General features: G+C 68.3%; 20 protein-coding genes. 9 read left to right on the top strand and 11 right to left on the bottom strand.

The window, feature by feature from the left end; genetic code table 11:
- Positions 1-275 precede the first annotated feature (275 nt).
- Positions 276-2,012: a GAF domain-containing sensor histidine kinase gene (locus AC07EQ_RS08915; protein WP_478387438.1), complete on the bottom strand. Its 1,737-nt coding sequence runs from the start codon at positions 2,010-2,012 to the stop codon at positions 276-278.
- Between the two features lie 116 nt (positions 2,013-2,128).
- Between AC07EQ_RS08915 and AC07EQ_RS08910 the strand changes: the two genes are divergently transcribed.
- Positions 2,129-3,130 carry an Acg family FMN-binding oxidoreductase gene (locus AC07EQ_RS08910; protein WP_478387437.1) on the top strand — a complete coding sequence of 334 codons (1,002 nt, stop codon included), beginning with the start codon at positions 2,129-2,131 and terminating at the stop codon, positions 3,128-3,130.
- Positions 3,131-3,136: 6 nt separating this feature from the next.
- Here AC07EQ_RS08910 and AC07EQ_RS08905 read toward each other — a convergent pair whose 3' ends face one another.
- The 6 genes from AC07EQ_RS08905 to AC07EQ_RS08880 form a co-directional block, all read right to left on the bottom strand.
- Positions 3,137-3,802: a response regulator transcription factor gene (locus tag AC07EQ_RS08905; protein ID WP_478387436.1), complete on the bottom strand. Its 666-nt coding sequence runs from the start codon at positions 3,800-3,802 to the stop codon at positions 3,137-3,139.
- A gap of 52 nt (positions 3,803-3,854) precedes the next feature.
- On the bottom strand, positions 3,855-4,247 hold the full coding sequence (locus AC07EQ_RS08900) for an FHA domain-containing protein (RefSeq protein WP_478387435.1): 393 nt from the start codon (positions 4,245-4,247) through the stop codon (positions 3,855-3,857).
- A gap of 210 nt (positions 4,248-4,457) precedes the next feature.
- Entirely contained in the window at positions 4,458-5,261 is an 804-nt protein-coding gene (locus tag AC07EQ_RS08895) for an ABC transporter permease (RefSeq protein WP_478387434.1), read from the bottom strand.
- Positions 5,258-6,220 carry an ATP-binding cassette domain-containing protein gene (locus tag AC07EQ_RS08890; RefSeq protein WP_478387433.1) on the bottom strand — a complete coding sequence of 321 codons (963 nt, stop codon included), beginning with the start codon at positions 6,218-6,220 and terminating at the stop codon, positions 5,258-5,260. The genes AC07EQ_RS08895 and AC07EQ_RS08890 overlap by 4 nt, the downstream gene beginning before the upstream one ends.
- A 153-nt stretch (positions 6,221-6,373) precedes the next feature.
- Complete coding sequence (locus AC07EQ_RS08885) at positions 6,374-7,519, bottom strand: serine hydrolase domain-containing protein (RefSeq protein ID WP_478387432.1); 1,146 nt, start codon at positions 7,517-7,519, stop codon at positions 6,374-6,376.
- A gap of 89 nt (positions 7,520-7,608) precedes the next feature.
- Positions 7,609-10,734, bottom strand: a complete 3,126-nt coding sequence (locus AC07EQ_RS08880) for a BTAD domain-containing putative transcriptional regulator (RefSeq protein ID WP_478387431.1) — start codon at positions 10,732-10,734, stop codon at positions 7,609-7,611.
- Between the two features lie 338 nt (positions 10,735-11,072).
- Between AC07EQ_RS08880 and AC07EQ_RS08875 the strand changes: the two genes are divergently transcribed.
- From AC07EQ_RS08875 to AC07EQ_RS08850, 6 genes are all read left to right on the top strand, one after another.
- Positions 11,073-12,218, top strand: a complete 1,146-nt coding sequence (locus AC07EQ_RS08875; protein ID WP_478387430.1) for a serine hydrolase domain-containing protein — start codon at positions 11,073-11,075, stop codon at positions 12,216-12,218.
- A gap of 245 nt (positions 12,219-12,463) precedes the next feature.
- Complete coding sequence (locus tag AC07EQ_RS08870) at positions 12,464-12,850, top strand: hypothetical protein (protein ID WP_478387429.1); 387 nt, start codon at positions 12,464-12,466, stop codon at positions 12,848-12,850.
- A gap of 8 nt (positions 12,851-12,858) precedes the next feature.
- Positions 12,859-16,497 (top strand): AAA domain-containing protein, encoded by a 3,639-nt coding sequence (locus AC07EQ_RS08865; RefSeq protein WP_478387428.1) that lies wholly within the window; start codon positions 12,859-12,861, stop codon positions 16,495-16,497.
- Positions 16,498-16,540: 43 nt separating this feature from the next.
- Positions 16,541-17,410, top strand: coding sequence for a vWA domain-containing protein (locus AC07EQ_RS08860; protein ID WP_478387427.1), 870 nt, complete (start codon positions 16,541-16,543; stop codon positions 17,408-17,410).
- Complete coding sequence (locus AC07EQ_RS08855; protein ID WP_478387426.1) at positions 17,407-18,111, top strand: protein phosphatase 2C domain-containing protein; 705 nt, start codon at positions 17,407-17,409, stop codon at positions 18,109-18,111. The genes AC07EQ_RS08860 and AC07EQ_RS08855 overlap by 4 nt, the downstream gene beginning before the upstream one ends.
- Positions 18,108-19,829, top strand: coding sequence for a hypothetical protein (locus AC07EQ_RS08850; protein WP_478387425.1), 1,722 nt, complete (start codon positions 18,108-18,110; stop codon positions 19,827-19,829). The genes AC07EQ_RS08855 and AC07EQ_RS08850 overlap by 4 nt, the downstream gene beginning before the upstream one ends.
- An 86-nt stretch (positions 19,830-19,915) precedes the next feature.
- On the opposite strand, the gene AC07EQ_RS08845 is transcribed toward AC07EQ_RS08850, so the two are convergent.
- From AC07EQ_RS08845 to AC07EQ_RS08830, 4 genes are read right to left on the bottom strand one after another with little or no spacing between them, the layout of a single operon-like run.
- Complete coding sequence (locus AC07EQ_RS08845; protein WP_478387424.1) at positions 19,916-20,740, bottom strand: carbohydrate ABC transporter permease; 825 nt, start codon at positions 20,738-20,740, stop codon at positions 19,916-19,918.
- Entirely contained in the window at positions 20,737-21,666 is a 930-nt protein-coding gene (locus tag AC07EQ_RS08840; protein WP_478387423.1) for a carbohydrate ABC transporter permease, read from the bottom strand. Before AC07EQ_RS08840 ends, AC07EQ_RS08845 begins: the two co-directional genes overlap by 4 nt.
- Positions 21,663-23,000 (bottom strand): ABC transporter substrate-binding protein, encoded by a 1,338-nt coding sequence (locus AC07EQ_RS08835; RefSeq protein WP_478387422.1) that lies wholly within the window; start codon positions 22,998-23,000, stop codon positions 21,663-21,665. Before AC07EQ_RS08835 ends, AC07EQ_RS08840 begins: the two co-directional genes overlap by 4 nt.
- A 4-nt stretch (positions 23,001-23,004) precedes the next feature.
- A complete protein-coding gene (locus AC07EQ_RS08830) occupies positions 23,005-24,006 on the bottom strand; it encodes a zinc-dependent alcohol dehydrogenase family protein (protein ID WP_478387421.1) in 1,002 nt (333 codons plus the stop codon).
- A 128-nt stretch (positions 24,007-24,134) separates the two neighbouring features.
- On the opposite strand from AC07EQ_RS08830, the gene AC07EQ_RS08825 reads away from it, so the two are divergent.
- Both AC07EQ_RS08825 and AC07EQ_RS08820 read left to right on the top strand, forming a co-directional pair.
- Complete coding sequence (locus tag AC07EQ_RS08825; RefSeq protein WP_478387420.1) at positions 24,135-25,109, top strand: sugar-binding transcriptional regulator; 975 nt, start codon at positions 24,135-24,137, stop codon at positions 25,107-25,109.
- Between the two features lie 82 nt (positions 25,110-25,191).
- On the top strand, positions 25,192-25,641 hold the full coding sequence (locus AC07EQ_RS08820) for a MarR family winged helix-turn-helix transcriptional regulator (RefSeq protein ID WP_478387462.1): 450 nt from the start codon (positions 25,192-25,194) through the stop codon (positions 25,639-25,641).
- Positions 25,642-25,672: the final 31 nt, after the last annotated feature.

The following is a 25,672-nucleotide window of genomic DNA, read 5'->3' as shown; positions in this document are numbered from 1 at the left end:
AGGGAGGAAAGGCGGGGACCTGTTGTGGGTGTCAGAGGGCTCGGTCGCAGAAGGGGGTTGTTTTTTGCCCAAATGCTGCCTCCCACCCCCGGGGCGTGGCGCCGGTTTCGCGCGAAACCGGCGCCCTGCGCCCCGGACGGCCACCTGCCCGCGCCCCCCTCTGAAACACGAACCCTGGATCGGGACTTCGAGGCTCCGACCACCATGCAGGAATCAAGGGCACGATGCGCGCCACTGTGGCACATGGTGGCACCGCAGCGCGGGAGCGACGGCGATCAGCGCAGGGGGGCGCTCCAGCGCACGCTGGTTCCGCCCGTCGGTAGCGGCTGAACGGTGCACTGCCCGCCCAGTTGGTCCGCGCGCTCCGCGAGGTTGCGCAGGCCGCTGGGCGTGACGTCGTCCGGGATGCCGATGCCGTTGTCGGTCACCTCGATCGACAGGGCGTCGTCCAGGGCGATCGCGACCGACAGCTCCGATGCCCGCGCATGCCGGATCGTGTTGCTCACCGCCTCCAGCACGACCGCTTCGGCGTTCTCGGCCAGCTTCGGCGGCAGCACGTCGAGCGGGCCCGCCATCCGCACGGTGATGCGGATCGGGCTGTCGCCGACCACGTCGGTGACGACGCGCTGCACCCGCGCGCGGAACCGCAGCGCGCTCTCGCCGGTGGCCTGCAGGTCGAAGATGCTGGCGCGGAGGTCCTCGATCACCTCGTGCAGCTGGTCGATGTGCTCGGTCAGCCGGGCGGCCACGATCGGCACCTTCGCGCGGCGCTGCGTGCCCTGCATCGCCATGCCGATGGCGAACAACCGCTGGATGACGTGGTCGTGCAGGTCGCGCGCGATGCGGTCGCGGTCGGCCAGCACGTCGAGCTCCCGGCGGGCGGCCTGCGCTTCGGCGCGCTGCAGGGCCAGCGCCGCCTGGTCGGCGAACGAGGACACCACCTGCAGCTGGTTCTCGTCGAACCCCGGCGCCCCGGTCTCGCGCGCGGTGAGCAGCACGCCGGACGTGGTCTCGTCGGCCCGCATCGGAACCGCGAGCGCGGGGCCGAACTGCACGGCATTGCCCTCGGTGATGTCGAAGACGAGGTTCGAGACGTTGCGCGGCAACCGCTCCCGGAACACCTGCCCGGTGGTGGAACCGCTGACCGGGATCGTCCGGTGCGCCAGGCCCTCGATGTCCAGCCCGACGGACACGGTGATGACGAGGTCGGCCACCTCCGCCGCGTCCTCGCCGGCCGCGGGCACCGCGACCAGGGCGTAGTCGGCGGCGGTGAGCTCCGCCGCCCGCTCGGCGATCATCTGCAGCGCGTCGATGGGATCGGTGCCCGCCAGCAGTCCCGCGGTGATCTCGCCGGTGGCGTCCAGCCAGCGCTCCCGGCGGCGGACCTCCTCGAACAGCCGGGCGTTGTCGACCGCGATGCCCGCCGCGCCGGCCAGCGCCTGCATGACGGCCTCGTCGTCCTCGGTGAACTCCCCACCGCCGCGCTTCTCCGTCAGGTACAGCCGCCCGAACGTCTCCTGCCGGGCGCGGATCGGTACGCCGAGGAAGCCGCGCATCGGTGGGTGGTGCGGCGGGAAGCCGATCGAGGCCGGGTGGTCGGAGATTTCGGTCAGCCGCAGCGGCTTGTCCGCCTCGATGACCACGCCGAGCACGCCGTGTCCCGTGGGCAGCGAGCCGATGCGCTCCCGCGTCGGCTCGTCGATGCCCTCGTACACGAACTGCGACAGCTCCCCGCCGGGGCCCAGCACGCCGATGGCGCCGTAGCGGGCGTCGACGAGTTCCATGGCGGCGTGCACGATGCGCCGCAACGCCGCGTCGAGTTCGAGTTCCGACGAGATCCCGAGCACGGCCGACAGCAGGCCGTCCATCCGCTCGCGCAGCCCGATGATCTCCTCGATGCGCTCCTGGACCTGGTTCAACAGCTCCCTCAGCCGCAATCGGGAGAACGCATCCGCGACCGACCTCGACGGGTCCTGCGGTTCGCCGGGGTTCGCCGCGTCCGCCCTGCTCACGCGTCTACTGTGGCACGTCCGACCGATTCGCACCGGGTGCCGAGTGGTGACGATCGACTCTGGTTCGCCGCACCCGCCACCGGCACGCTGGCAGCACGCGACCGGAGGGAGACCCGATGAACACGCCTATCGGCGCAGTGGGGTGCCTGACGGCCGACCAGGTCCGGGAGGCGCTGATCGAGGCCACTTCCGCACCATCGCTGCACAACAGCCAGCCCTGGCGATTCCACTGCACGGCCGACGCCATCGCGCTGCACGCGGACCGGTCGCGCGCCGTGCCGGTGGCCGACCCCGAGGACCGCGAGCTCCTGCTCGCCTGCGGCGCGGCGCTGCTGAACCTGCGGCTGGCGATCCGGGCGGCCGGCGTGCAACCGGACGTGAACGTGCTGCCGCACCGCTGCGCATCGGATCTGCTCGCGATCGTCCGCCCGGCCAGGCGACGCCCGGCGACTCCCACCGACATCGAGCTCGCGGCTGCGATCCCGCGACGCCGCACCAACCGCAAGCCGTTCCTGCCCACCCCGGTCCCGATGTCGCTGCACAGCCAGCTGCGGCAGGCCGCGGAGGCGGAGCGGGCGTGGCTGGCGATCCCGGAGCGCGAACAGCTGCCGAAGCTGCAGGCGCTGGCCCAGCAGGCGCACGACGCACAGCTCGCGGATGCGGAGTTCGTGGCGGAGCTGCAGCACTGGACCGGCCGCGGCCCGACGACGCCCGACGGGGTGCCCGCGAGGAGCAGCGGCCCGATCCCGGAGCCGCAGGACGAATGGGTGCTGCGCGATTACAGCAGCGGGCAGGCGAACGCCCGCGTGGCCGGCAAGGACTTCGAGCCCGAGCCGCTGATCTGCGTGCTCGGCTCGTTCCAGGACGGGGTGTCCGCGCAGCTGCACGCCGGGATGGCGATGCAGCGCGTGCTGCTGGCCGCCACCGCCGCCGGGTTGTCGAGCTCGTTCCTCTCCCAGATCGTCGAGGTGCCCACCACCCGCAAGGAGCTGCGCGAACTCATCGGCGGCGGCCTGTGGCCGCAGGCCGTGCTGCGCATCGGCTACGGGTCGCCGGTGCCCGCGACGCCGCGACGCTCCCTTGAGGACGTGGTCGACGACGCGCCCGCCCGCAGCTGACGGGCCTCAGACCCGCTTCGGCCGGTGGTGCAGCTGGGTGGCCAGGACCGCCGCCTGGGTCCGGCGCTGCAGGCCCAGCTTGGACAGCAGCCGGGACACGTAGTTCTTGACCGTCTTCTCCGCCAGGTACATCCGGTCGGCGATCTGCCGGTTGGTCAGGCCCTGGCGGATGAGGTCGAGCAGGATGCGCTCCTGGGGCGTCAGGTCGGGCAGCGCCGCGGCGCTGTCCAGCTTGGCGCGCAGCTTGTTCACCAGCTCCGCGGTGCCCTGCTCGCCGAGCAGCGACCGGCCCGATCCGACCGTGCGCACCGCCGACGCCAGCTCCATCCCCTTGATGTTCTTGACCACGTAGCCGGCGGCCCCGGCCAGCATCGCGTCCAGCATGGCCTGCTCGTCCGAGAACGAGGTCAGCATCAGGCAGTTCAGCCCGGGCAGCCGGGACCGCAGCTCCCGGCAGAGCTCGATGCCGTTGCCGTCCGGGAGCCGCACGTCGAGCACGGCCACGTCCGGCCGCAGGGCGGGGATGCGGGCCTCCGCCTCGCCGGCCGTGGCGGCCTGGCCCACGACTTCGAGGTCTGGCTCGGCGCTGAGCAGGTCGGCCAGTCCGACCCGCACGACCTCGTGGTCGTCGACCAGGAACACCGTCGTCGTCCCGGACCGGGTGTCATCCACCCTTCCAGGCTACGAGCGCACCCGGGTCGCTGCCCGGTGCTCTTCGCCGGCCTCAGGCGTCGGTGCGGAAGGTGAAGCGGACCTTGCCGACCCAGATCTCGTCACCGTCGGCCAGCACGGCGGCCTCCACCGGCAGCCGGTTGAGGTAGGTGCCGTTGAGCGAGCCGCCGTCGACGAGCACCCACCGGCCGCCTTCCTCGCGCAGCTCGGCGTGCACGTGCGAGACGGTGACGTCGTCGACCACGATGTCGCAGTCGCGGCCGCGCCCGATCGTGGTGCGCGGCATGCCGATCGTGAACCCGGTGCCCGCGTCGGGCCCGCGGCTGATCACGAGCCGGGCGAGCCCGCTGTGCGCCTCGGGCGCGCGCGGCGCCGGCACCTGCTGCCCCGCCGTGGCGGGGACCGACCAAAACCGCGTCGGCTCGTCGATCCGAATGTCGTTCATCATCAACCTCCTCGCGAGCAAGCGAAAACGCCGCGGCGGGCGACGTTGTCCGGGTGCGGCGACCAAAGCCAGCATGCCCGGACCCGGCCGCCGCTCGCCAGGACCTTCGTCCTCACTTTCGAAGCCCGGCGCCCGGCCGCCGGCGGCTCGGCCGAATGGTCCGCGCCAAGATCACCCGATGCGCCGATCACTTTCGCCGGACGAAGCTGCTCATCGGGCGAGTTCGCGGTTGTAGAGCTTCTTCGCCCACAGGTAGCCGCCCAGGGCGATCACGGCGCACCAGCCGATGGCGAGGATCGCGCTGTTGCCGATCGGGGTGCCCATCAGCAGCCCGCGCAGGGTCTCGATGAACGGGGTGAACGGCTGGTATTCGGCGAACCAGCGCAATCCGGCCGGCATCGAGTCGGTGGGGACGAACCCGCTGCCGATCATCGGCAGGATCATCAGCGGCGTCAGCATGTTGCTCGCGGTGGCGACGCTCTTGGCCACCATCGCCAAGGCGGCCGACAGCCACGTGAGCGCGAAGATGATCATCACGAGCACACCGACCGCGCCGAGCCATTCGCCGAAGCCCGCGGTGGGCTCGAAGCCCACCAGCAGTGCGGCGCCGGTGACGATGGCCATGCTCAGCAGGGTCTGGGCCAGGCTGCCCAGCACGTGACCGGTGAGCACCGAGACCCGGGCGATGGCCATGGTGCGGAACCGGGCGACGATGCCCCCGGTCATGTCGATGGCCACCGAGATCGCCGTGCCCTGGGCCGCGGTGGCCGCGGTCATCAGGATGATGCCGGGCACGACGTAGTTCACGTAGGCATCCCGGCCGCCCGACGGCCCGCCAAGGCCACTGCCGAGCATGCCGCCGAGAACGTAGACGAACAGCAGCAGGAAGATCACCGGAACCCCGGCGGCCGTCAGGGTGAGCGTCGGATAGCGCAGCATGTGCCGCAGCTGGCGGCGGAACATGGTCGCCGAGTCGGCGAAGGCGGCGGAAACGCCACTGGAGGCGGTACTCATCGGGTGGGCTCCTGTTCCGCGGCCGGGTTGCCCGTCAGGGCGAAGAAGACGTCATCGAGATCGGGGGTGTGGACCTGGAATTCGTCCACTTCGAGCGAAGCGCGGTCGAGCCGGTCGAGCAGCGCGCGCAGCGACCGGACGTCGCCCTGACTGGAGATCTGCAAGGTGAGCGTCTCATCGTTGCGGGACAACACCTCCAGCGTCCGGGACGCGCGGTCGTAGTCGTGCGGATCGGTGAACCGCAGCGTGACGTGGCCGCCGCCGACCTGTCGCTTGAGCTCCTCCGCCGTGCCTTGGGCGACCAGTTTTCCTCGGTGCAGAACGGCGATCCGGTCGGCGAGCCGGTCGGCCTCCTCCAGGTACTGGGTGGTGAGGAAGATCGTGACGCCCTCGTCGGTCACCAGCCCGCGGATGATCTCCCACATGGTCCGCCTGCTGCGCGGGTCCAGTCCGGTGGTCGGCTCGTCGAGGAAGATCACCTGCGGCCGGCCGACCAGCGTCATCGCGAGGTCCAGGCGGCGGCCCATCCCGCCGGAATACGTCACCGCGGGCTTCTTGGCCGCATCCACCAGATCGAACCGCTGCAGCAGGTCCGCGACGCACCGCCGCCGTTCCTGGCGGGGCAGGTGGTTCAGGTCGGCCATCAGCCGGAGGTTCTCCTCGCCGGTGAGGAAGCCGTCCACCGCCGAGAACTGGCCGGTGACACCGATCGCGGCACGGACCGCGTCCGGATCCCGGACCACGTCGTGGCCGGCGACCCGCATCTCCCCCGCGTCGGCGCGGATGAGCGTGGACAGGATCTGCACCATGGTGGTCTTGCCGGCGCCGTTCGGGCCGAGCAACGCGAAGACAGTTCCCGCGGGGATGTCGAGGTCGATGCCGTCCAGCACCACGTGGTCGCCGTACGCCTTGCGCACCGCGGTCGCCGCCAGCGCGGGCCGGCGGAGGTCGGTGGTCATGGGAATTTCGTTCCTTTCGTGGGATCTGAGGCCACGCGCGGGCGGATCACGAAGTCGCCGCGCATGGCTTCTCGTGGCGCGTCTGTCCACATGGGATATCCCGAATCCGGTTGCGGCAGGGCAATCGCCGGCGATGGCGAACTGCCTGGTGCGCTATTGAGCCACGAGGAAGGGAGAGCCGAACGCCGCCTCGGCGACCTGGTAGCAGGCCAGGTACCAGTTCCAGTCGCCGTTGACGTGCATGGAGACGACGAGCTCACCGTCGGGAGTGCCCAGGGCGACGCAGGCGGTACCTCCCGTCATGCCGGACAGGACGTGCAGCAGGCGGCCGTCGGCCAGCGGCCACTGCGACACCCCGAGGCCATACCGGGCGTTGGGAATCCAGTTCGTGGTGGGGCCGGTGGTCCACATCGCACGATGCTGCGCCGGCGGCAGCAGGGAGCCGGTGATCAGCGCTTCCGCGACCCGGAGCAGGTCGCCGGTGGTCGAGACGACGCAACCGGCGGCTCCCTCGAAGTAGGTCCGGTCCGTGATGTCCGCCGGATCGCCATCGGTGCCTTCCAGGAGGGACGCGTAATTCTCCGCCGTGAGGCTGTCCGGGTCGACATCGTCCCTGATGAACAGTCCCTTCGAGTACGCCTTGCAGTGCTGGCCCCGGAATCGCCACTCATCCAGGGTTTGGGCGTAAGTGTCGGCCAGCCCGAGCGGCCGGATGACCGTCCGGCCGATCTCGTCCACATAGCTTCGACCGGTCGCCTTCTCGATGATCGCGCCGGCGATCTGGAACCCGCCATTGGAATAGGCGAAGCCCTCGCCCGGCGCGGACACCGGCGGGATGGACATCTGGAGTCGCAGGATCTCGTCCATGGTCCAGACGTGGTAGCGGTTCTCGGCGAACCCGGACCGCGTGTGGTACCTGCGCACGATCTCGGGACTCAGGCCGGTCATCCCCAGACCGCTGGTGTTGGAGAGCAGTTGCCTGATGGTCATCTTGCGGCCGTCGTTGCCGTTGCCGCTCACCACACCGGGCAGCCAGGCGTCCACGGTGTCGTCGAGGCTCAGCCTTCCTTCGGCCTCCAGCGTCAGCAGCGCGCTGGCGATGAACGCCTTGCTGACGCTGCCGGTGTGGAACCGGTCGCCCGGGTCGCGGCGGCGGCCGGTCTCGAGGTCGGCGACCCCGGCCGAGCCGAACCAGGTGCCGTTGGCGTCCCGGATTTCGGCGACGGCTCCGGGGGCGCTGCCCTCGGCCACCACCCGTTCCAGCGCCTCCTGCACCTTCTCGTGCGTGCTGCCTGCCATGGTGATGCCTTCCTGAGCGGGTTGATCACGTGAGATCCACCCTGCCCAGACGCGCTGACGGCGTGCTGAAAGGCGACTGATGGAGGCTGTCAGAGCGAGCCCAGCCGGCCAAGCGCCTCGGCTCGCGGCATCCCGGCTCCCCGGTCGAACGCCTGCGCGTAGGCCGTTGCGCCGAGCCGTGCGGTGAGATCGTCGATCAGCTCGCGCAGCTCCGGATCGCCCCGGTCGAACGTCCCGCGGATGACCTGGCTCATGCCGAGCGCGGTCGCCGCCCCGGCCGCGTCCCCCTCCTGCGCCAGCAACCGGGCCAGCAGTTCCGCGCCCGGTGCCGCCAGATCTCGCACGGCCGATTCCGCCACCGCCACCACCCAGGGCAGCAGCTCCCGCGCCGTCGCAGGCTGCCCGGTGTCGAGCCGACCGGCCATCCGGACCGGGGTGATGAGCATCGCGGCGGCCTGCTCGGCACTGGGCTGACCGTGAGCGATCGACTCCACGTGGCGGAGCGTCTGCTCGGCGCGGTCCGGTTCGCCCGCGCGGCGGTGCAGGTCGGCCAGGCCCACCAGCGGCTCGATCCGCAGGTGCGGTTGGCCGCGCTCGACCGCCTGCCGCAGGGCGATGTCCAGCTCCCGCCGAGCCCCGCCCAGGTCGCCCGCGCGCAATCGCTGGGCCCCCAGCTGGGCCCGGTACGAGATCTCCTCCGCCCAGCCGACCTCGGCCGCGAGCGTGACGCACCGCTCCAGGGCGGCGATCGCCTGGTCGTGCTCTCCCTGCAGGGCGTGGTCCTGCGCCACCCTGGCCAGGATGAACGCCAGGCCGAGCCGCTCGCCCACCTCCTCGAACCCGCGCAGCGCCCGTGTCCGCTCCGCAGCCGCGCCCGACCAGTCACCCTGGTCGTTCCGGAAGACGGACCGCGCCCAGGCCGCGATGGCCGTCACCCCCCGGTCCGGATGATCTTCGGCGCCGTGCAGCAGGCTCTCGGCCAGCTCGACGTGCCCCATGAAGTAGGCCATCGGGGCCGTCACCATCAACAGCATCGGGTGGTGCTCGAATGCGCCGGTGCTGATGCAGTCCTCGATGACCGAGCGCACCCGCTCGGGGTCGGCGGCCGTTCCATCACTCCTGTTCAGCTGGTACAGCGCGGTGAGGGCTGCCCGGCTGTGGCCGGGGAGGGCATCGCCGAAGCGGAGCACCTCGGCCACGAACCCGTCCGCCCGGGCGTCGAAGCGCAATGTTTGCCAGTACCACACCAGCGAGCCGACCAGCCGCGCCGCCGTGTCCGCGATGCCGTCGTCGATGGCCGCACGCAACGCGGACAGCAGGTTGTCGTACTCGGCGTCGAACCACCGCAATGAGGCGAGCTGCTCCCGGGACCTCAGGCGAGGCTCGTGCTCCTCGGCCAGCGCCAGGAAATATCGCATGAACCGGTCGGAGACGGGTTTCCGCTCGCCCAGCCGCTCGCTCGCGTACGCGCGGATGGTCTCCAGCATCCGGTACCGCCGCCCGTCCCACTGCACCAGGGACTTCTCCACCAGCGAACCGAGCACGTAGACGACGTCGTCGGCGGGCAGCGTCCCGTCCGCGCAGATGGCCTCCAGAGCGGGCACCGTCGCCCCGCCGGGAAAGACCGAGAGCCGTCCGGCAAGCACCCGCTCCTGCTCGGTCAGCAGCTCCCAGCTCCACTCGACCACCGCGAGCAGCGTCCGGTGCCGCGGCAACGCCGTCCGGCTGCCCGAGGTGAGCAGCCGGAACCGGTCATCGAGCCGGTGCGCGATCTGCTCGGCGGTCATCGAGCGCAGCCGGGCAGCGGCCAGTTCCAGGGCGAGCGGCAGGCCGTCCAGCCGTCGGCATACATCGACGACCAGCCCCACCGTCGACTCGTCCAGCGCGAAGCCGGGCCGGACGGCCTGCGCCCGATCGACGAACAGCCGCACCGCGGCCGAGTCACCCGCCGTGGCGGTCCCCGTCGGCAGTTCCAGCGGGCCGAGCCGGCACAGCGACTCGCCGGTGATCGCCAGTGGTTCCCGGCTGGTGGCCAGGATCGTCAGTCGCGGCAGCCGTTCCAGAAGCCGGTCGGCGAACTCCGCGGCGGCGGCCACCAGGTGCTCGCAGTTGTCCAGCACCAGCACCGCCGGCTCGGGGCCGATCAGCTCCACCAGTTGATCGAGCATCCCCTGCCGTGCCCCGCCGAGACGCGCGCCGGCGGCACTGAGCACTCCCAGCACGGCCTCGGCGACCTGGCCCGCCGCACCGGCCAGCGGCGCGAACCACACCCGGCCCTGATCGTGGGCCGGGTGCCGGGTCGCCGTCTCGATGGCCAGCCGGGTCTTCCCCACGCCGCCCGGCCCGACGATCGTCACCAGCCGGGCGGCCGCGAGTTGTCCGGCGAGCAAACGCAGCTCCGCGTCCCGCCCGGTGAAGCTGGTGAGCTGCGCGGGCAGCCGGCCAGGCACGAGTTTCGGGCGCGCCACCAGCGGGTCGAGTTCGCCGCGCAGCATGGCCAGGTGGATCTGCCGCAGTTCGGCCCCGGGATCGACACCGAGATGCTCGGCGAGTGCGCCGCGAACCTTCTCGTACGCGGCGAGCGCCTCCGACTGTTGCCCCACCTCGTGAAGCGCACGGATCCGCAGCGCGGCCAGCCGCTCCCGCAGTGGATGTTCCCCGGCCGACGCCTCCAACTCGGCCAGCACCTCGCCGTGACGTCCCAGACCCAGCGCCGCCTCGAAGCGATCCTCGGCGGCCGCCAGCCGCATCTCCTCCAGCCGCGCGGTCGCCGTGCGGACGAACGGGGCGTCCGGCAGGTCGCTCAGCGCCGGGCCGGTCCACAGGCCCAACGCCGTGCCGAGGCTGGTGATGGCGGCGGCGGGGTGGTCGGCGGCCAGTTCCCGGCGGCCCCGCGCGGCCAGCTCCTCGAACCGCGATGCATCCACGTCTGCCCTGAGCAGGTAGCCCCCGCTCGTCAGCTCCACCGCCGCGGCGCCCACGACCTTGCGCAACCGCGATACCAGCGCCTGCAAGGTATTGGCCGGGTCTGCGAGCGAATCCGCGCCCCACAGGTCGTCGATCAGCATCTCGGCGGGCACCAGCCGACCGCGGGCCAGCGCCAGCCGGGCCAGCAGGAGGCGGGCCCGGGCACCGGGAATGCCGATCGGCGATCCATCGACGTAGGCCCGAATCGGCCCCAGCACCGCCACCCGGATCGCGCCACCTTCGCTCACCCACCCATTGATACCGCCCGGCCCGGCGGCTGCGCGAGCACCGGGTGAGTTCGGGAGGGGAAGCCGGATGTGGAACGTTGGTGGCTTCGGCCGTTCGCGCGGGTCGGCCATGCCGCCGGTCCGATCGAAAGCCGCCCGCTGGACCATCCGCAACCGGGACCGAGAGGTGTCGTCGGTCAACGGGTTCTACCGGTGGACTGTCCGAATCGGACATCTCGGCCGTTCGTCCTCGCTTTCGCGATCCAGCGCCCGCCGGCGGCTCGGTAAATGGTTCGCCTCAAGATCACCCGATGCCATACCGTGGTCCGGTCGCATGCGTGCGGCACCAGGACGAGAGGATGGCAGCGGTGGAGCACAGCGGTTGGGCCGACGAGCGCTTCGGAGCCGTCGCCGACGCGTTTTCGCGGAACTTCACCGAATTCCCCGAACTCGGCGCGGCGGTCACGGTGTTCGTCGGCGGGCGCAAGGTCGCGGAACTGTGGGGCGGGTTCGCCGACGAGCGCACCGGCCGGCCGTGGGCGCAGGACACCGCCGTGCCGGTGTTCTCCTGCGCGAAGGGGATCGTGAGCCTCTGCGCGCACCTCCTCGCGCAGGAGGGACGCCTCGATCTCGACGCCCCGGTGGCGCGGTACTGGCCGGAGTTCGCGCGGCACGGCAAGGAGGCCATCACCTGCCGCATGGTCCTCGGGCACCGGGCGGGCATCCCGGCGCTGGACGACGAGCTCGCCTTCGACGAGATCGCGGCCTGGAAACCGGTGATCCGCGCCATCGAGGAACAGCCGCCACTGTGGGAGCCGGGAACGGCGTACGAGTACCACGGCCACGTGTTCGGCTTCCTCATCGGCGAGGTCATCCGCCGCATCACCGGCCGCACCCCGGGCACGTACTTCCGCCAGGCGGTGGGCGACCCGCTCAGCCTGCGGGCCTGGATCGGCCTGCCCGCCGAAGAGTTCGACGGCCGCGCACGGCTCGTGGAGGCCGCAGGACGCCCCGAGATGCCGGGACCCGAGCACCTGCTCACCCGCATCGTGACGATGAACGGCGCACTGGTCTTCCCCGGCGTCGACGTACCGCACGGCTGGAACGACCCGGCATTGCTGGGCATGGAGCTGCCCGGCGCGGGCGCGACGGCGTCGGCCAGCGGCCTCGCCGGCCTGTACGCGGCGGCGGTGACCGGCATCGACGGCGGCCGGCGGCTGCTCACACCGGCCACCGTGGCGGACGCGGTCCGAGAGGTGTCGTCCGGCCAGGGCTGGCTGGGCTTCGACGCCGGAACGCGCTGGGGCTCGGGCTTCCTGCTCGACTCGCAGTCCTTCCGCCCGATGCTGGGAGAAACCAGCTTCGGCAACGACGGAGCGGGAGGCCAGTTCGCATTCGGCGACGAAGAATCCGGAGTGGGCTTCGCCTACGTGGCCAACAGAATGATCGGCCACGGAGACGCCAGGGCCAACAACCTCATCGAAGCCCTCCGCAAGTCCCTCTGACGCCCTGACGTACATGCGCAGAACGCATTGCCGACCGGAGCGACCGGCCACGGCGAGACGCACGGCAGGCAGTCCGTCGATCACAGCGAAGCCGACTGCTGTCATAAACAAATTCGGAATATTCCTTATCTGACTACTCCATTCAGGTGTTAGTTGCAATAGTTCCACCACCCCTCAGGGCTGCCACGTAACGTATGCGTGCCAGTTCTCAAGAATGGCCTGACGAATCACGCCCTGGGGAGTTCATGACCGCCGCTTCCGACACGCTCACGTTGACCGTCTTCGCAGCTGAAGGCTTCGACAGCCAAGCGCTGAACGGGCTTACCAGGGAATTGGCCGACGAAATACGTGCGCTAGACCTGATCGCCGAGCCGAAGCGCGGTCCGGAAAGCCCACAAGGCAGCAGGTCGGGCACAGCGCTGGCAATCGGCACCCTGGCGGTCACCGGCGCGCTGTCGAAGCCTGTGCTGAGTGCGCTGGTCTCACTTGTTCAGTCTTGGTTGCGACGAAACGACCAGGACAAAGTCATAGTGGAGATTGATGGCGACAAGCTGGAGATCACCGGCTCGCCAGCGGCGAATCCCGCGGAACTGCTGGACTCCTTCTACCGACACAGGCGCACCGACGCATGAGGCACGCGTTGCTCATCGGCACTTCCCGATACGACAGCCCCAACTTGGATGATCTGAAAGCTCCCGGACTAGATGTCCAGCGGTTACGAGAAGTCCTGAGCACGCGCGGCGAGTTCCAGGTCCAGAGCGTGGTAGACGGGACGAAAGCACAGACTGAGGCGGCGCTCGACGAGCTATTCCACCGCAAGCGGCCGGACGATGTCGTGCTCGTGCACTTCTCCGGCCACGGCGGTCTGGACGCACGCGGACGGCTTCACCTGCTGCCACGCGATGCCGACATCGATTCCGACCGCCGACTTCGGCCCACCAGCGCCATCCCAGCCGACCTGCTGCACCGACTCGCACGCGACAGCCATGCGGGCAGCAAGATGATCCTGCTCGACTGCTGTTATAGCGGAGCGTACGCAGACGGTTTCAGCAGCCGGTCAGGCGGCACAACGGCTAGTGAGATGTTTCGCCAGGTGGAAAGCCGGGGAAGCGTCATCATCGCGGCAGCCGGAGCAGCCGGTGAGGCTTTCGAACCACCGTCCAAGGACGGAACGCCGATGCTGGCGGTCTTCACCCAGGCCGTCGTCGATGCGCTCGAAGGCGAAGCTTCCGACGGCGACGGTGATGGCTGGATCGATCACAAAGACCTGGCCAGCTACGTCGACATCGTCGTCCCGAGATCGAAGCGGCAGCAGCCAACGCATTTCAGTCTCGGCGTCGTCGGCGGGATCAAGCTCACCCGCGCGGCTGCACGTGCGACGGGCCGCCGCCAGCCCGGAGCTCCCGCGCCGGATATGGCCAGGTCCGCCGAAGACGCTCCATTCGATCACGACCAATGGCGGCGGCTGCTGACCTACTACCAGTCGTGCGTTCAGCGCGAAGTGCACACGACCTCGATGCCGGAGCTTTCGTCCCGCGGCAAGCAGTTCGCCCTCATCGGCGGAGGTCGAGAGCAGCTCCTCGTCGGCAACGCCGAAGCACTCGAACCCAGCGGGCCGATCGCTGCTCTCGCTCGAAGCGCCACGAAGGACGGCCTGGGGCTGTGCTACGGCTATCCGCTGGTGACCGTAAACGCCAACGCCAAGACTTCTGACAAGCCTTCGTGGCACGTAGCACCGCTGTTCGTCGTCGACGTCAGTGTTCTACCGGGCGGTCGCCTCGCGCGCAACGGAGAGGTCCAGCTGAACGCCGAGTTGTTGGACACCTGGATCGACTGGAGTCCACAGGAACGCGATGCGTTCGTCGAGAATTTCCGCGCCGATTGGCCCCAGGGCGACCACAAAGCCTTGGTGGAAAAGGTAAAGCATCACCTCAGTTACGCCGGTATCCCATCTCTGCAGGCAATCCGTCCGACTGCTCTGCTCGATGAGCTGGAGATGCGGCATCCGCGTGCGGGCGCGCACAACGCCGCGATGCTGCACACCGACGAAGCGTCGTCGAAAATGTTCGCGGCCCTGCTGGCTGACTACGAGCAGGAACTCCTCAACAGCGTCGACACGTTCTCCCGAACCGCACTGGCCGGTCTGGCGAGCCCTCAGGAGAGCGCCCACGCACTAAACACGGCGCCAAACCTGTTGGTAACCCCGCATAAGACAAACGAAGCACAGCAAGACATCATCAGGGCCGCGATGAGCCGGCGGCTGACCGTGGCCACCGGTCCTCCCGGCACTGGCAAGAGCCAGTTGGTCACAAGTCTCCTGGCGACAGCGATCAGCGCAGGGGAAAAGGTTCTCGTCGCATCCACCAACAACACCGCTGTCGACGTAGTGGTCGAACGAAGCAATCAGATTTCCGCCGGCTCGCTCGTTCGGACCGGAAATAAGGAGATCCGCAGCGGCGTAGGCGACCGGTTGCGCGAGCTAGTAGCTGCAGTGCAGAAGCATGCCCCGTTGACAAGCGACATCGGTGCGGCGGTGCAAGGCTGGCAACGCGAGTCCGCCAAGCAGATGGCTGAGCTGGATCGCCGCGCCGAAGCCGAGCACAAGCTCACCACCGCGCTGCTCAATCGCACCCGGCTGCTGCCCTGGCTTGACTCTACGCAACTGGACGAGTCGCGGTTCGCGGCTACCTCCGACTACCTGCTCAACCGATATCGGCGACGGACACACCGGGCGATGACCTGGGCGGCCTTCGGTTTCCTGGACCGCTGGAGGCTCCGCCGTCATTTCGACATCAAGACAGACCTGCTGCCCGCGTGGCAGGACCTCATTGATGCCGAACTCGACGTTCGCCGGCTACAGCACGAGCTGAGCGAACTTGCCGACGAGCACGATGTCCTGGCCGCACTGCATACCGCACAGCAGAAGCACGGGACGGCTAGCACGGAGCTCCTGCAATCGACGCTACGATCCAGGATCGGGGCCGATGAAGCTTTCATCCTTGACCGAGCCACTGCGCTATCCAGCCCTGACGCCAAGCACTGGGTCAAGTTCGAACACCTGCTGAAATTCGTTCCCGCCTGGGCAACCACGACGTTGGCGACCAGGCCCAGCATCCCGCCGAAGCCAGGTCTTTTCGACCTGGTGATCATCGATGAAGCAAGTCAATGTCCGGTAGCGCAGGTACTTCCGCTGCTCTTCCGCGCGAAACGTGCGCTCATCATCGGCGATCCACACCAGTTGAGCCATATCACCAATCTCGACCGCGGTCACCTCGACCGAGCCGCCGAGGAAGCCGGGTTGTCGGACGAGTGGCTCCAACATCGGCAGCTCGACCACGGCCGGTTCTCCGCCTACCACGCTGCCGCTGCCACGACCACCGACGTTCTCTGGCTGGACGAGCACTACCGCTGTCACCCGGAGATCGTCAAGACCGTGAACGAACGCGTTTACGGCAACAGGCTACGAGTGCTCACCAATCCCGCGAATCTCACGAATGGCGCCGACAAACCCGTGCGCTGGGAGCATCTCGGCGCAATCTGTGAACAGACCCCGGCAAAGTCGTGGCGCAATCAGCACGAAGCCCGCCGGGTCGCGGATGTCGTGAACGAGATCCGCGCCGCGGGCAACGCCAAATCCATCGGTGTGGTCAGCCCGTTCGCCGCGCAACGCAAGAGAATTCGCGAACTCCTCAGCGATGCACCAGAGGTGCAAGTCGGCACCGTCCACGCCTTCCAGGGCGGGGAGCGAGACGTGATCGTGCTGTCACCCACCCTTTCTCAAGACAGCGCACAACGATCTGTGAAGAGGCTGGCAGCAAACCAGAACCTATGGAACGTGGCCTTCACCCGCGCCACTTCCCGGCTGATCGTCGTTGGTGATGCGGACCTGTGGAGAAGGACGAACGGTCTGCTCGAAGTCCTGTTGGCCCAAACGGAGGATGCCGACCGCCGGAACGTCACCGATCTCGACATGGACGAACCGCTCGCCAGACTGCACCAACGACTTCTGGTGTCCGGTGTCCCGACCGAGGTGGGAGCCGACATCGGCGGCCACCGAGCGGATCTGATGATCGACACGCCGACCGGGAAGGTAGCCGTGCTCCTCGACCGAAGCGGCACCCGGACGGAGTCCTCCGGGACATTGGGGCGAAGCCTCCGGCAGCTCTGTGCCGTCCAGAAACTGATGGGCGAAGCCACCACCGCGAGGGTCGTCCGGATTCCGATCTGGCGCTGTTTCAGTAACTTGGACGAAGTCATAAACGATCTGGGCTGCAACTGACAGCGCTGGAGACGGCAACTCTTGATCGCTCGAAAGGAAGACGATGTATTCGGCGGAGATCAACCGCACTCGTAGGGCATGCCTGCTGCTGCTCATCGATCAATCGTTCTCGATGTCCGAGCCGTGGGCAGGCACCGAGGCCTCGATCGCTCAGGCGCTCGCACAGGCGGTCAACAAACTGCTGGGCAACGCTGTGCTGATGTGCAGCAAGGGAGACGGCCGGATCCACGACTACTTCGAGGTCGGCATCATCGGTTACGGCCTGGAAGTGCGACCGGTGTTGCACGGCTCCGACGTCGACCGCCCGTTGCTTCCCATCAGCGAGGTTGCCGACGACCCGCAGCGGATTGACCAGGTGATGCGCAAGATGCCGGACGGGGCCGGTGGGATCGTGCGGGTTCCGACGAATCAGCCAGTGTGGATCGACCCGCTGCACAACGGAAAGACTCCAATGGTTCAAGCGTTTCGGGTTGCCGAAGAGATCGTCTCGAAGTGGTGCGCAGAGCACCGCAGCAGCTTCCCCCCGATCGTCATCAACCTGACTGACGGCGAGAGTACCGACGGCGATCCGACGGTTGCCGCGAGGGCCCTGTGCCAGATGGGGACGGACGACGGGCCAACATTGCTGTTCAACTTGCACATGTCGGCGAATCCCGCGTACCCGTCGGTGCTGCCGAACACCAGCGACGGTCTGCCCGATGAGAACGCCGTCAGGCTGTTCAACATGTCCAGCGCACTACCGTCGACAATGCTCGAAGCCGCCTCCTCGCTCGATTTGGAAGTCAAATCCGGCTCGCGAGGCTTCATGTACAACGCCGATGCGACTCATGTCATCGAGTTCCTCGACATCGGCACCAGAGCGGTCACTCCGACCGGGCTCAAGGAGCTGACTGCAGGCGAGTCGGAGAATTGACCCGCCGAAAACGCTGGCTCGCAACCCCGCGAAGTTCACCGAAGGCCGGTCACGAGCAGCACGAGAACGAGGACAGTTTCGCCATCGATGACGGGGCGGGTCGATTCGCCGTTGCCGATGGGGCATCGACGTCTGCCCGCTCCGAGGTGTGGAGCCGGATTCTCGTTGACGCGTTCGTGCACGAGAATCGGAATCCTCTTGACCCCGCCGTGCTGCGAGAGCTCGGCCATCAGTGGTGGAATCAGGTATGGCACCCGGGGCTTCCCTGGTTCGCGCAAGAGAAACTGGTTCGCGGAGTTGCCGCGGCTTTCGTCGGACTGGGCATCTCGCGCGGCGAGTACCACGCGTGGGCGGTCGGCGATTCCTGCCTTTTCCACCTGCGCGGATCACGTCCCCTGGTCACGGGCCCCCTGCAGGTATCGAAATACTTCAACCGGTTCCCTGATCTGCTGCATTTCGGACCCGAGGGCGCCATTGCCGGACGCGAGCAGTGGCGGGCAAGGGGGTCTTACCAGCCCGGAGACATGTTCATCCTGGCAACGGATGCAGTGGCGAAGCGCCTTTTGCAAATGGCAGAAGCCGGGGACACGCGCTGGCTCTCGTGGCGACTGGCCGACCGCAAACAATTCTCCCACTTCGTAGCAGCCACTCGTGACGCAGGCGTGAACGACGACATGACAGTGTGCGTGGTCCGGACATGAAACTGCCCTCTCTATTCGACTACCAACAGGCCGTCCAAGCGCCGCACCTCGCGTTCCGCGATGACGTGGTGCGCCATGGCCGCCCCGCGATGACCCCCAGAGGTACTCCCGAAGCCGTCTCAGGTGGATTTGCGCTCACCTTCCGGATCGAAGTCGAGCGGCAGAGCTTCGCCGTGCGCTGTTTCCACAAGGAAGGCAACCACCTCCAACAGCGATATGCCGCGATCGCTGACTTCATCCACAGAAATCCGCATTTCGGCTTCCTCATTGACGTCGACTACGTTCCCGTTGGCATCAATGTCGACCAGCGGACCTACCCGATCGTCCGAATGCCTTGGATAGATGGCAAAACACTCGGCGACTGGGTAGAGCGCAATCTCCACGCTCCAGAATCCCTAGCAGTAGTACGGAATCGAATTCTCGACGCGGTTGCTGACCTGCGCGCGGCTGGGGCTGCACACGGTGACCTCCAGCACGGAAATATCCTGGTCAAGCCCGACCTCAACGTGCAGTTCGTCGATTACGACGGGATGTATCTGCCGATCCTGCGGGAATACGGGACCGCTGAGCAGGGGCATCGACATTACCAACATCCGGGCCGGGGCAACTCCTTCGACGCGACGATCGACGTCTTCTCAGCATGGGTCCTGGACATCTCCTTGACTGCGCTGCAGCACGACCCGAGTCTGTGGGCCGCCTTCCACAATGGCGAGAACCTACTGCTCACTGCTGCGGATTTCGCCGACCCTGAACGCTCTGAAGCTTTCGCCAGACTGCGACAGCTGCCGATTGTAGCGAAGTCTACGCGGCTACTGATGGACGCGTGTGCCGCCGATTTCGATGTCCTGCTGGATGTTCTGGACGGCACTCTCAAGGCACCCCAGTCCTCGGGCACGCCGTCACGTCGCGCAAGTGAACCAGTGCCAATGCACGCAGTTGATGCCGACGCACTTCGCGCTCGCGACGGCGACGAGGTCACGGTATTCGGTAGGGTCGCAAACACCAAGGTTCACAAGATCATAAACATCAACTTCGGGGATTACCGGCGCGGCGACTTCACCGTTGTCGCGTTCGGTTCGGCAGGTCATGAACTACGCAAGAACTTCGGCGCGGATCTCGCGGACCTGGACGGAACCTGGGTAGCCGTCACCGGGCTGCTCAGCCTCTTCCAGAGTCGTTGGAGCCGCAACCTCACCCCGCAGATCGAGCTGCGAAGTGTTCGTACGCTCCGATTGTTGAGCCCCAGCCAGGTCGAAGCAATGCTGGAAGCCGCAGCTCACGGTCCCGCACCGGTCAACGGTGACCAGCACAGTCACCGAGACGAAGCGCCACCAGAACGCCCCTCCTCGATGCGAACCGGATCTGCCCGACAGGTCACCAGGGGCAAAGCCGACGACTTCGAAGAGCGGCTCGGACGACTGTACTCATCGCCGAGATTCGCTTCCCGTGTATCACCCGTCCCGGGCCAAACCACCAAAACCGACCCTGCAGGGCCGAGTCCACCTCGGCGCCCGGTAACCCCACCACAGCAGACCAGCTTCCCAGGACCGCTCGAGAACAGGCACATGCCCAATCCACCGCCGCCGGTGCCGCAGCAGTACCGGAGCTTCCAATTACCCAGTCCACCGCGAACAACGCCGAAGCAGGGTCTTCGTGGTCGGCCTGCGCGGCAACAGGGACTCTTCCAACGGATCTGGGATTCGCTGCGGTGGTGGTGAGGATCCGGCCCACGCCCCACAGCAGAAAGGCCCCCGTCGGCGCTCTGTCTGGCAGTTCCGCGGCGGGGGCTTGCCAGCTTGCAACGTTACTTCACCGCTCCCATGGAGAGGCCTCGGACCAGGTGGTTCTGGGCCACCCAGCCGATGATCATCACCGGTAGCGACGCCAGGAGGGCCGCCGCCGACAGCTGGGCCCAGTACAGGCCCTCGCTGGTGATGAAGCCGACCAGGAACACCGGCACCGTGCCCGCCTGGGCCGCCGTCAGGTTCACCGCGAAGAAGAACTCCGTCCAGGAGAAGATCACGCAGATCAGCGCCGTCGCCGCGATGCCCGGTGCGACCACCGGCAGGATGACCTTGAACAGCAGCGTCGGCAGCTTCGCGCCGTCCACGCGGCCCGCCTCCACCATCTCCTTCGGCACTTCCAGGAAGAACGAGCGCATCATCCAGATCGCCAGCGGCAGGTTCATCGCCGTGTAGAGGATGACCAGCACCCAGACGTTGTCCAGCAGCTTCAGGTTCTGCGAGATCACGTACAGCGGGATGATCGCCGCGACGACCGGCAGCATCTTGGTGGACAGGAAGAACCCGAGCGCGTCCCGGGTGCCCGGCACCGCCGCGATCGACAGCGCGTAGGCCGCCGGGACCGCCATCAGCAGCACCAGCAGCGTCGACACCACCGTGACGAACGCCGAATTGCCCAGGTACGGCAGGAAACCGCGTTCCAGGACGCCGGCGAACTGGTCCAGCGTCGGGGTGAACACCAGCCGCGGCGGGTCGGTGTAGGCGTCGGCCTCCTGCTTGAACGCCGTGAGCACCATCCACAGCAGCGGGAAGACGAACAGGATGGCGACCAGCCAGGTGAACGCCGTCAGCGCCCACCTGCCGACCGGGTTTCCGGCACGCATCATCGCACCTCGCTCACGCCGAAGGTCCGGAACATCAAGCGCAGCGCGAACGTCGCCACGATCAGGGTCAGCACGACGACGATGACGCCCATCGCCGAGGACTGCCCGATGTCGAAGCCCTCGAAGGCGCGCTGGTAGATGTAGTAGGGCAGGTTCGTGCTGGCGGTGCCCGGGCCGCCCTGGGTCATCAGGAAGATCGCGTCGAAGCTGTTCACGATGTAGATCGCGCCGAGCAGGATCGCCAGCTGCAGGTAGCGGGTCAGCTGCGGCAGGGTGATCGACGCGAAGATGCGCCACCGGCCCGCGCCGTCCACCGCCGCGGCTTCGAGCACCTCCTTGGACTGCGACTGCAGGCCCGCGAGGATCAGCAGCATCATGAACGGCGTCCACTGCCAGACGATCTGCGCCATCACCGAGGCCAGCGGGAACTCCGACAGCCAGTCGGTGTCGCCGCCGAAGACGAAGTTCAGCAGGCCGAAGGTCGGGTCGAACATCGTCGTCTTCCACAGCAGCGCGCCGGCCGCCGGGAGGATCAGGAACGGCGTGATGAGCAGCGTGCGGACCACCCCGCGGCCGACGAACTGCCGGTCCAGCAGCAGCGCCAGCCCGAGGCCGAGCAGCATCGCCACCAGCACGCAGACCACGGTCAGCAGCACCGTGGTCAGCATCGCGCCGCGGAACTGGCTGTCGGCGAACACGTCGACGTAGTTGCGCAGCCCGACGAAGTGGCGGGAGCCCGGCCGCACCAGGTTCCAGGACTGGAACGAGTAGAACACGGTGAGCACGAACGGGATCTGCGTGACCAGGATCGTGAACAGCAGGGCGGGTAGCAGCGGGGCCCGGCGCAGCCAGGCGGTGCCGGACCACTTGCCGACCGGCTTGCGCACCTGGGCGGGCTTCGCGACGGGTGTCGTGGCGGTCTGGGTCATCTGGTCTCCCGGTATGCCGCGCCGACCGATTCGGCGTACTCCTGGGACTGCTGGAGCGCCTCGTCGACCGTGATCTGCCCCGCGATGGCGGCGGACAGCTGCTGGCTGACCCGCGTGCCGAGGTCCTGGAACTCCGGGATGCCGACGAACTGGATTCCCGGGTACGGCACCGGGTGCAGCATCGAGTTGCGCTGCTGGGCGCGGTCGATCCCGTCCAGAGTGGCCGGCGCGTAGGCCTGGGCGGCCTGCTGGTACTCGGGGATCTGGTACGTCGACAGGCGGCAGCCGGGCGGAACCCGGTTCCAGCCGAAGGTGGTGCCGACGTTGCGCACGAACTCCTTGTCGGTCATCCAGCGCATGAACCGCCAGGCGGCGTCCTTGTCCTCGGCGACCTTCGGCATGGCCAGCGACCAGGTGTAGAGCCAGCCGCTGCTGGCGGTGCGCTCGACCGGGGCCGCGACGTAGCCGGACTTGCCGACGACGTTGCTGCTCTCCTCGTCCTCGTTGGTGCCGGCCATGACCGTGGCGTCGTACCACATCGCCGCCTGGCCCTGCCCGTAGCGCGTGCCGCATTCGGAGAAGCCCGCGCTCGACGCGCCGACCTCGCCGTGCTCGCGCACCAGGTTCACGTAGAACTCGGCGGCGGAGCGGAATTCCGGCGAGGTCAGCTGCGCGTTCCAGTTCTCGTCGAACCAGCGCGCCCCGAAGGTGTTCGCGACCGTGGTGAACGGCGCCAGGCTCTCGCCCCAGCCCGGCTTGCCGCGCAGGCAGATGCCGGACACGCCCGCGGCCTTGTTGTCGAGCCTCGCCGCGAAGTCGGCGATCTGCTGCCAGGTCGGGCGTTCCGGCATGGTCAGCCCGGCCTGCTCGAACAGGTCCTTGCGGTAGGCCAGGAACGATGACTCGCCGTAGAACGGCACCGCGTACATCGAGCCCTGGTGGGACAGCGAGTCCCGGATGCTCGGGATGAAGTCGCCCGGGTCGTAGCCCTCGCTGCCGTCGATGTAGGGCTGCAGGTTCTCCAGCCAGCCGTTGGCCGCCCACTGCGGCGTCTCGTAGTTGCTGATCATCACCACGTCGAACTCGCCGCCCTCGGTGGCGGTCGAGGCGGTGATCTTGGCGCGCGCCTGGTTCTCGGGCAGCTGCACGAACTTCAGCTTGATGCCGGGGTTGTCCCGCTCGAACTGGTCCGACAGCGCGATCGCGTCCTCCATCTGCGGGTTCGACACGATCGCGACCACCAGCGTCCGCCCGCCGGAGCCCAGCGCCCCGGCACCGGCGCAGCCGGTGAGCGTGAGCAGCGCGGCGCACGCGAGCAGCGCGAGCTTCCTCATTCGCCTATGCATCAACGCCTCCCGGCAGCACCTGGACCTTCAGCCCGGCACCGCTGCGCATCAGGTCGAGCGCCGCGGGGAACTCCTCCAGCGGCAAGGTGTCGGTGAGCAGCGCGGCGGTGTCGATCGCACCGGAGGCCACCAGGTTCAGCGCGGCGCCGAAGCTGTTGAGCACCGCCATGGAGCCGACGATCTTGATCTCGTCGTTGTAGATCCGGAACGGCGAGAGCGACACGCGGGCCTCTTCCGGGGCCACGCCGAACACCAGCAGCCGGCCGCCGCGGCGCAGCGAGTCGAAGGCCGCCTCGATCGCGGGCGCGGCACCGGTGCAGTCGACGGCGGCGTCGAACCGCTCGTCGAGCTCGGCGACGTCGGTGCCCACCGCCACCGCGCCGAGCTTGCTCGCCCGGCCCAGCCGCGCCTCGTTACGGTCGACCACCGTGACGTGCGCGCCGCCGCGCTGGAGCAACTGCTGCATCAGCAGCCCCATCGTGCCCGCGCCCACCACGAGGAACCGCTCGCCCGCTTCGACGCCGATCTGCCGGACGCCGTGCACCGCGCACGACACCGGTTCGACCAGCGCGCCCTGCTGCCAGGTCATCTCGTCCGGCATCCGGTAGCAGGTGGCCGCCGGGACGGCGACGTACTCGGCGAACGCGCCGTCCACGGTGTCACCGGTGGCGTTCCAGTTCGCGCACAGGTTGCCGTGGCCGGAGCGGCAGGGCGTGCAGTACCCGCAGAACAGCGAGGGATCCACCGCGACACGGTCGCCGGCCTTCCAGTCCCCCGGCACCTCCGCGCCGATCTCGACGACCTCCCCGGCGAATTCGTGGCCCGGCACGATCGGGTAGGGCGTGGGCGGGAAGTGGCCGTCGGCGATGTGCAGGTCCGTGCCGCAGATCCCGCACGCACCGACCTTGATCACCAGTTGCCCGTCCCCCGGCTTCGGATCCGGCACGTCGCCAACCCTGATCGAACCGGGCTGGTCGATGATCGCGGCGCGCATGACACTCCATTCCGGTCTGCTCATATGAGCACATTTCATCGCGGGCGTCCCGCAATACGCGGAGCATTCAAGGACTTCATGCCGAGCTACGTCAACCTTTGGGCCGAATTTCGAGCTATCGTGCTCATATGAGCACCAAGAGGATCCGGATGACCGACACGATCACCGCGGCGTCGATCGCGCACCGGTTCTACGTCCAGGGCCGGTCCAAGCTGGAGATCGCCGAGGAGTTCGGGATCAGCCGCTTCAAAGCGGCGCGCATCCTGGCCGCAGCACAGGAAACCGGCCTGGTCCGGATCGAGTTCGACCTGCCGGTGCCGGTGGACCTGCCGATGTCGGACGAGGTCCGCGCCGCCTACGGGCTCCGCAGAGTCCTGGTGCTCAATCGAGCGGAATCGAAGGCCGACCGGCCGGAGCTGCGCCGCCGGATCGGTTCGCTGGCGGCACAGCTGCTGACCGAGCTCGCCACGCCGGACGACGTGATCGGCCTGGCCTGGGCGCGTTCGGTGAACGCGATGGCCGAGGCCGTCGATTCGCTCCCGAAGTGCCCGATCGTGCAGCTGTGCGGGGTGCAGGCGGGCATGGACATGCGCGACCGGTCGGTGGAGACGGTGGGCCGGGTCGCGGCGGTCGGCGGCGGCGTCCCCTACCCGATCTACGGCCCGCTGGTGCTGCCGGACCGCCGGACCACCGACATCCTGCGCAAGCAGCCGGGCATCGCGGAGACCTTCGACCAGTTCCAGCACCTGACCAAGGCCGTGGTGAGCATCGGCGCCTGGCGGCCGGGCGAATCGACGGTGTACGACGCGCTGACCCCGAGCGAACGGGACTCGATCGGCCGGCGCGGCGCGACGGCGGAGATCGCGGCCCGCCTGTTCGACGAGAACGGCAACGCCCTGTCGACGGGCCTGGCCCACCACGTCCTGGCGATCACCCACGAACAGCTGCGCCAGGTCCCGGAGGTGATCGCCCTCGGCTACACCGAACCGAAGGCGGAAGCGATCGACGCGGTCCTGCGCTCCGGCATCGTCACGACCCTCATCACCGACGCGGTGGCCGCCGAGCGAATCCTGGAACTGGCCGCCGAGCGCCCGCCCAGGTGACCGGCAAGGCGCAGTTCGTTGCGCGAATTATCAAGGCGTCCGATGTTAATCTGGCGGCGTGGGCAATCAAGAAGATGGCCAGATGGGAATGGCGGCCGCGCTGGTGCGGTCCGCATTCCTGGTGGATGCCGTGTACGCCGAGTCGGGCCGGGAATACGGGCTGACGCCGCAGCAGGGGCAGTTGCTGTGCGTGCTGATGTCGTGCTCGCGCGGCATGAGCGAACTGGGTGCGATGCTGGGGCTGGCCAAGTCGAGCCTCACCGGCCTGGTGGACCGCACCGAGCGCAACGGCCTGGTCCGCCGCGAGCCGGATCCGCAGGACACGCGCGCGGTGCGGGTCGCGCTCACCGCGCAGGGCAGCAAGCTCGCGGACGAGTTCTACGCCGAGACCTGCAGGCGGATCGAGGAACTGCCGGCGAGCCTCAGCCCGGCGGAGCGCAACACGCTCGCCGACCTGCTGGGCCGCGTCGTGCTGAGCAACGAGGTTCCGGTGGTCTTCATGGAACCGGACGAGGGCGCCCGCGACAGCTGAGCCGAAGATGATGTGTCTCGCGACACAATAG

The organism is Saccharopolyspora sp. NPDC045839 (assembly GCF_056431645.1).
This window is presented reverse-complemented; position numbering and strand designations above follow the sequence as displayed.

Excerpts from the sequence above, each read along its gene's own strand:
- AC07EQ_RS08910 (WP_478387437.1), top strand. The coding sequence starts at position 2,129 with ATGAACACGCCTATCGGCGCAGTGGGGTGCCTGACGGCCGACCAGGTC.
- AC07EQ_RS08900 (WP_478387435.1), bottom strand. The coding sequence starts at position 4,247 with ATGAACGACATTCGGATCGACGAGCCGACGCGGTTTTGGTCGGTCCCC.
- AC07EQ_RS08895 (WP_478387434.1), bottom strand. The coding sequence starts at position 5,261 with ATGAGTACCGCCTCCAGTGGCGTTTCCGCCGCCTTCGCCGACTCGGCG.
- AC07EQ_RS08890 (WP_478387433.1), bottom strand. The coding sequence starts at position 6,220 with ATGACCACCGACCTCCGCCGGCCCGCGCTGGCGGCGACCGCGGTGCGC.
- AC07EQ_RS08885 (WP_478387432.1), bottom strand. The coding sequence starts at position 7,519 with ATGGCAGGCAGCACGCACGAGAAGGTGCAGGAGGCGCTGGAACGGGTG.
- AC07EQ_RS08875 (WP_478387430.1), top strand. The coding sequence starts at position 11,073 with ATGGCAGCGGTGGAGCACAGCGGTTGGGCCGACGAGCGCTTCGGAGCC.
- AC07EQ_RS08870 (WP_478387429.1), top strand. The coding sequence starts at position 12,464 with ATGACCGCCGCTTCCGACACGCTCACGTTGACCGTCTTCGCAGCTGAA.
- AC07EQ_RS08860 (WP_478387427.1), top strand. The coding sequence starts at position 16,541 with ATGTATTCGGCGGAGATCAACCGCACTCGTAGGGCATGCCTGCTGCTG.
- AC07EQ_RS08850 (WP_478387425.1), top strand. The coding sequence starts at position 18,108 with ATGAAACTGCCCTCTCTATTCGACTACCAACAGGCCGTCCAAGCGCCG.
- AC07EQ_RS08845 (WP_478387424.1), bottom strand. The coding sequence starts at position 20,740 with ATGATGCGTGCCGGAAACCCGGTCGGCAGGTGGGCGCTGACGGCGTTC.
- AC07EQ_RS08840 (WP_478387423.1), bottom strand. The coding sequence starts at position 21,666 with ATGACCCAGACCGCCACGACACCCGTCGCGAAGCCCGCCCAGGTGCGC.
- AC07EQ_RS08835 (WP_478387422.1), bottom strand. The coding sequence starts at position 23,000 with ATGAGGAAGCTCGCGCTGCTCGCGTGCGCCGCGCTGCTCACGCTCACC.
- AC07EQ_RS08830 (WP_478387421.1), bottom strand. The coding sequence starts at position 24,006 with ATGCGCGCCGCGATCATCGACCAGCCCGGTTCGATCAGGGTTGGCGAC.
- AC07EQ_RS08825 (WP_478387420.1), top strand. The coding sequence starts at position 24,135 with ATGAGCACCAAGAGGATCCGGATGACCGACACGATCACCGCGGCGTCG.
- AC07EQ_RS08820 (WP_478387462.1), top strand. The coding sequence starts at position 25,192 with ATGGGAATGGCGGCCGCGCTGGTGCGGTCCGCATTCCTGGTGGATGCC.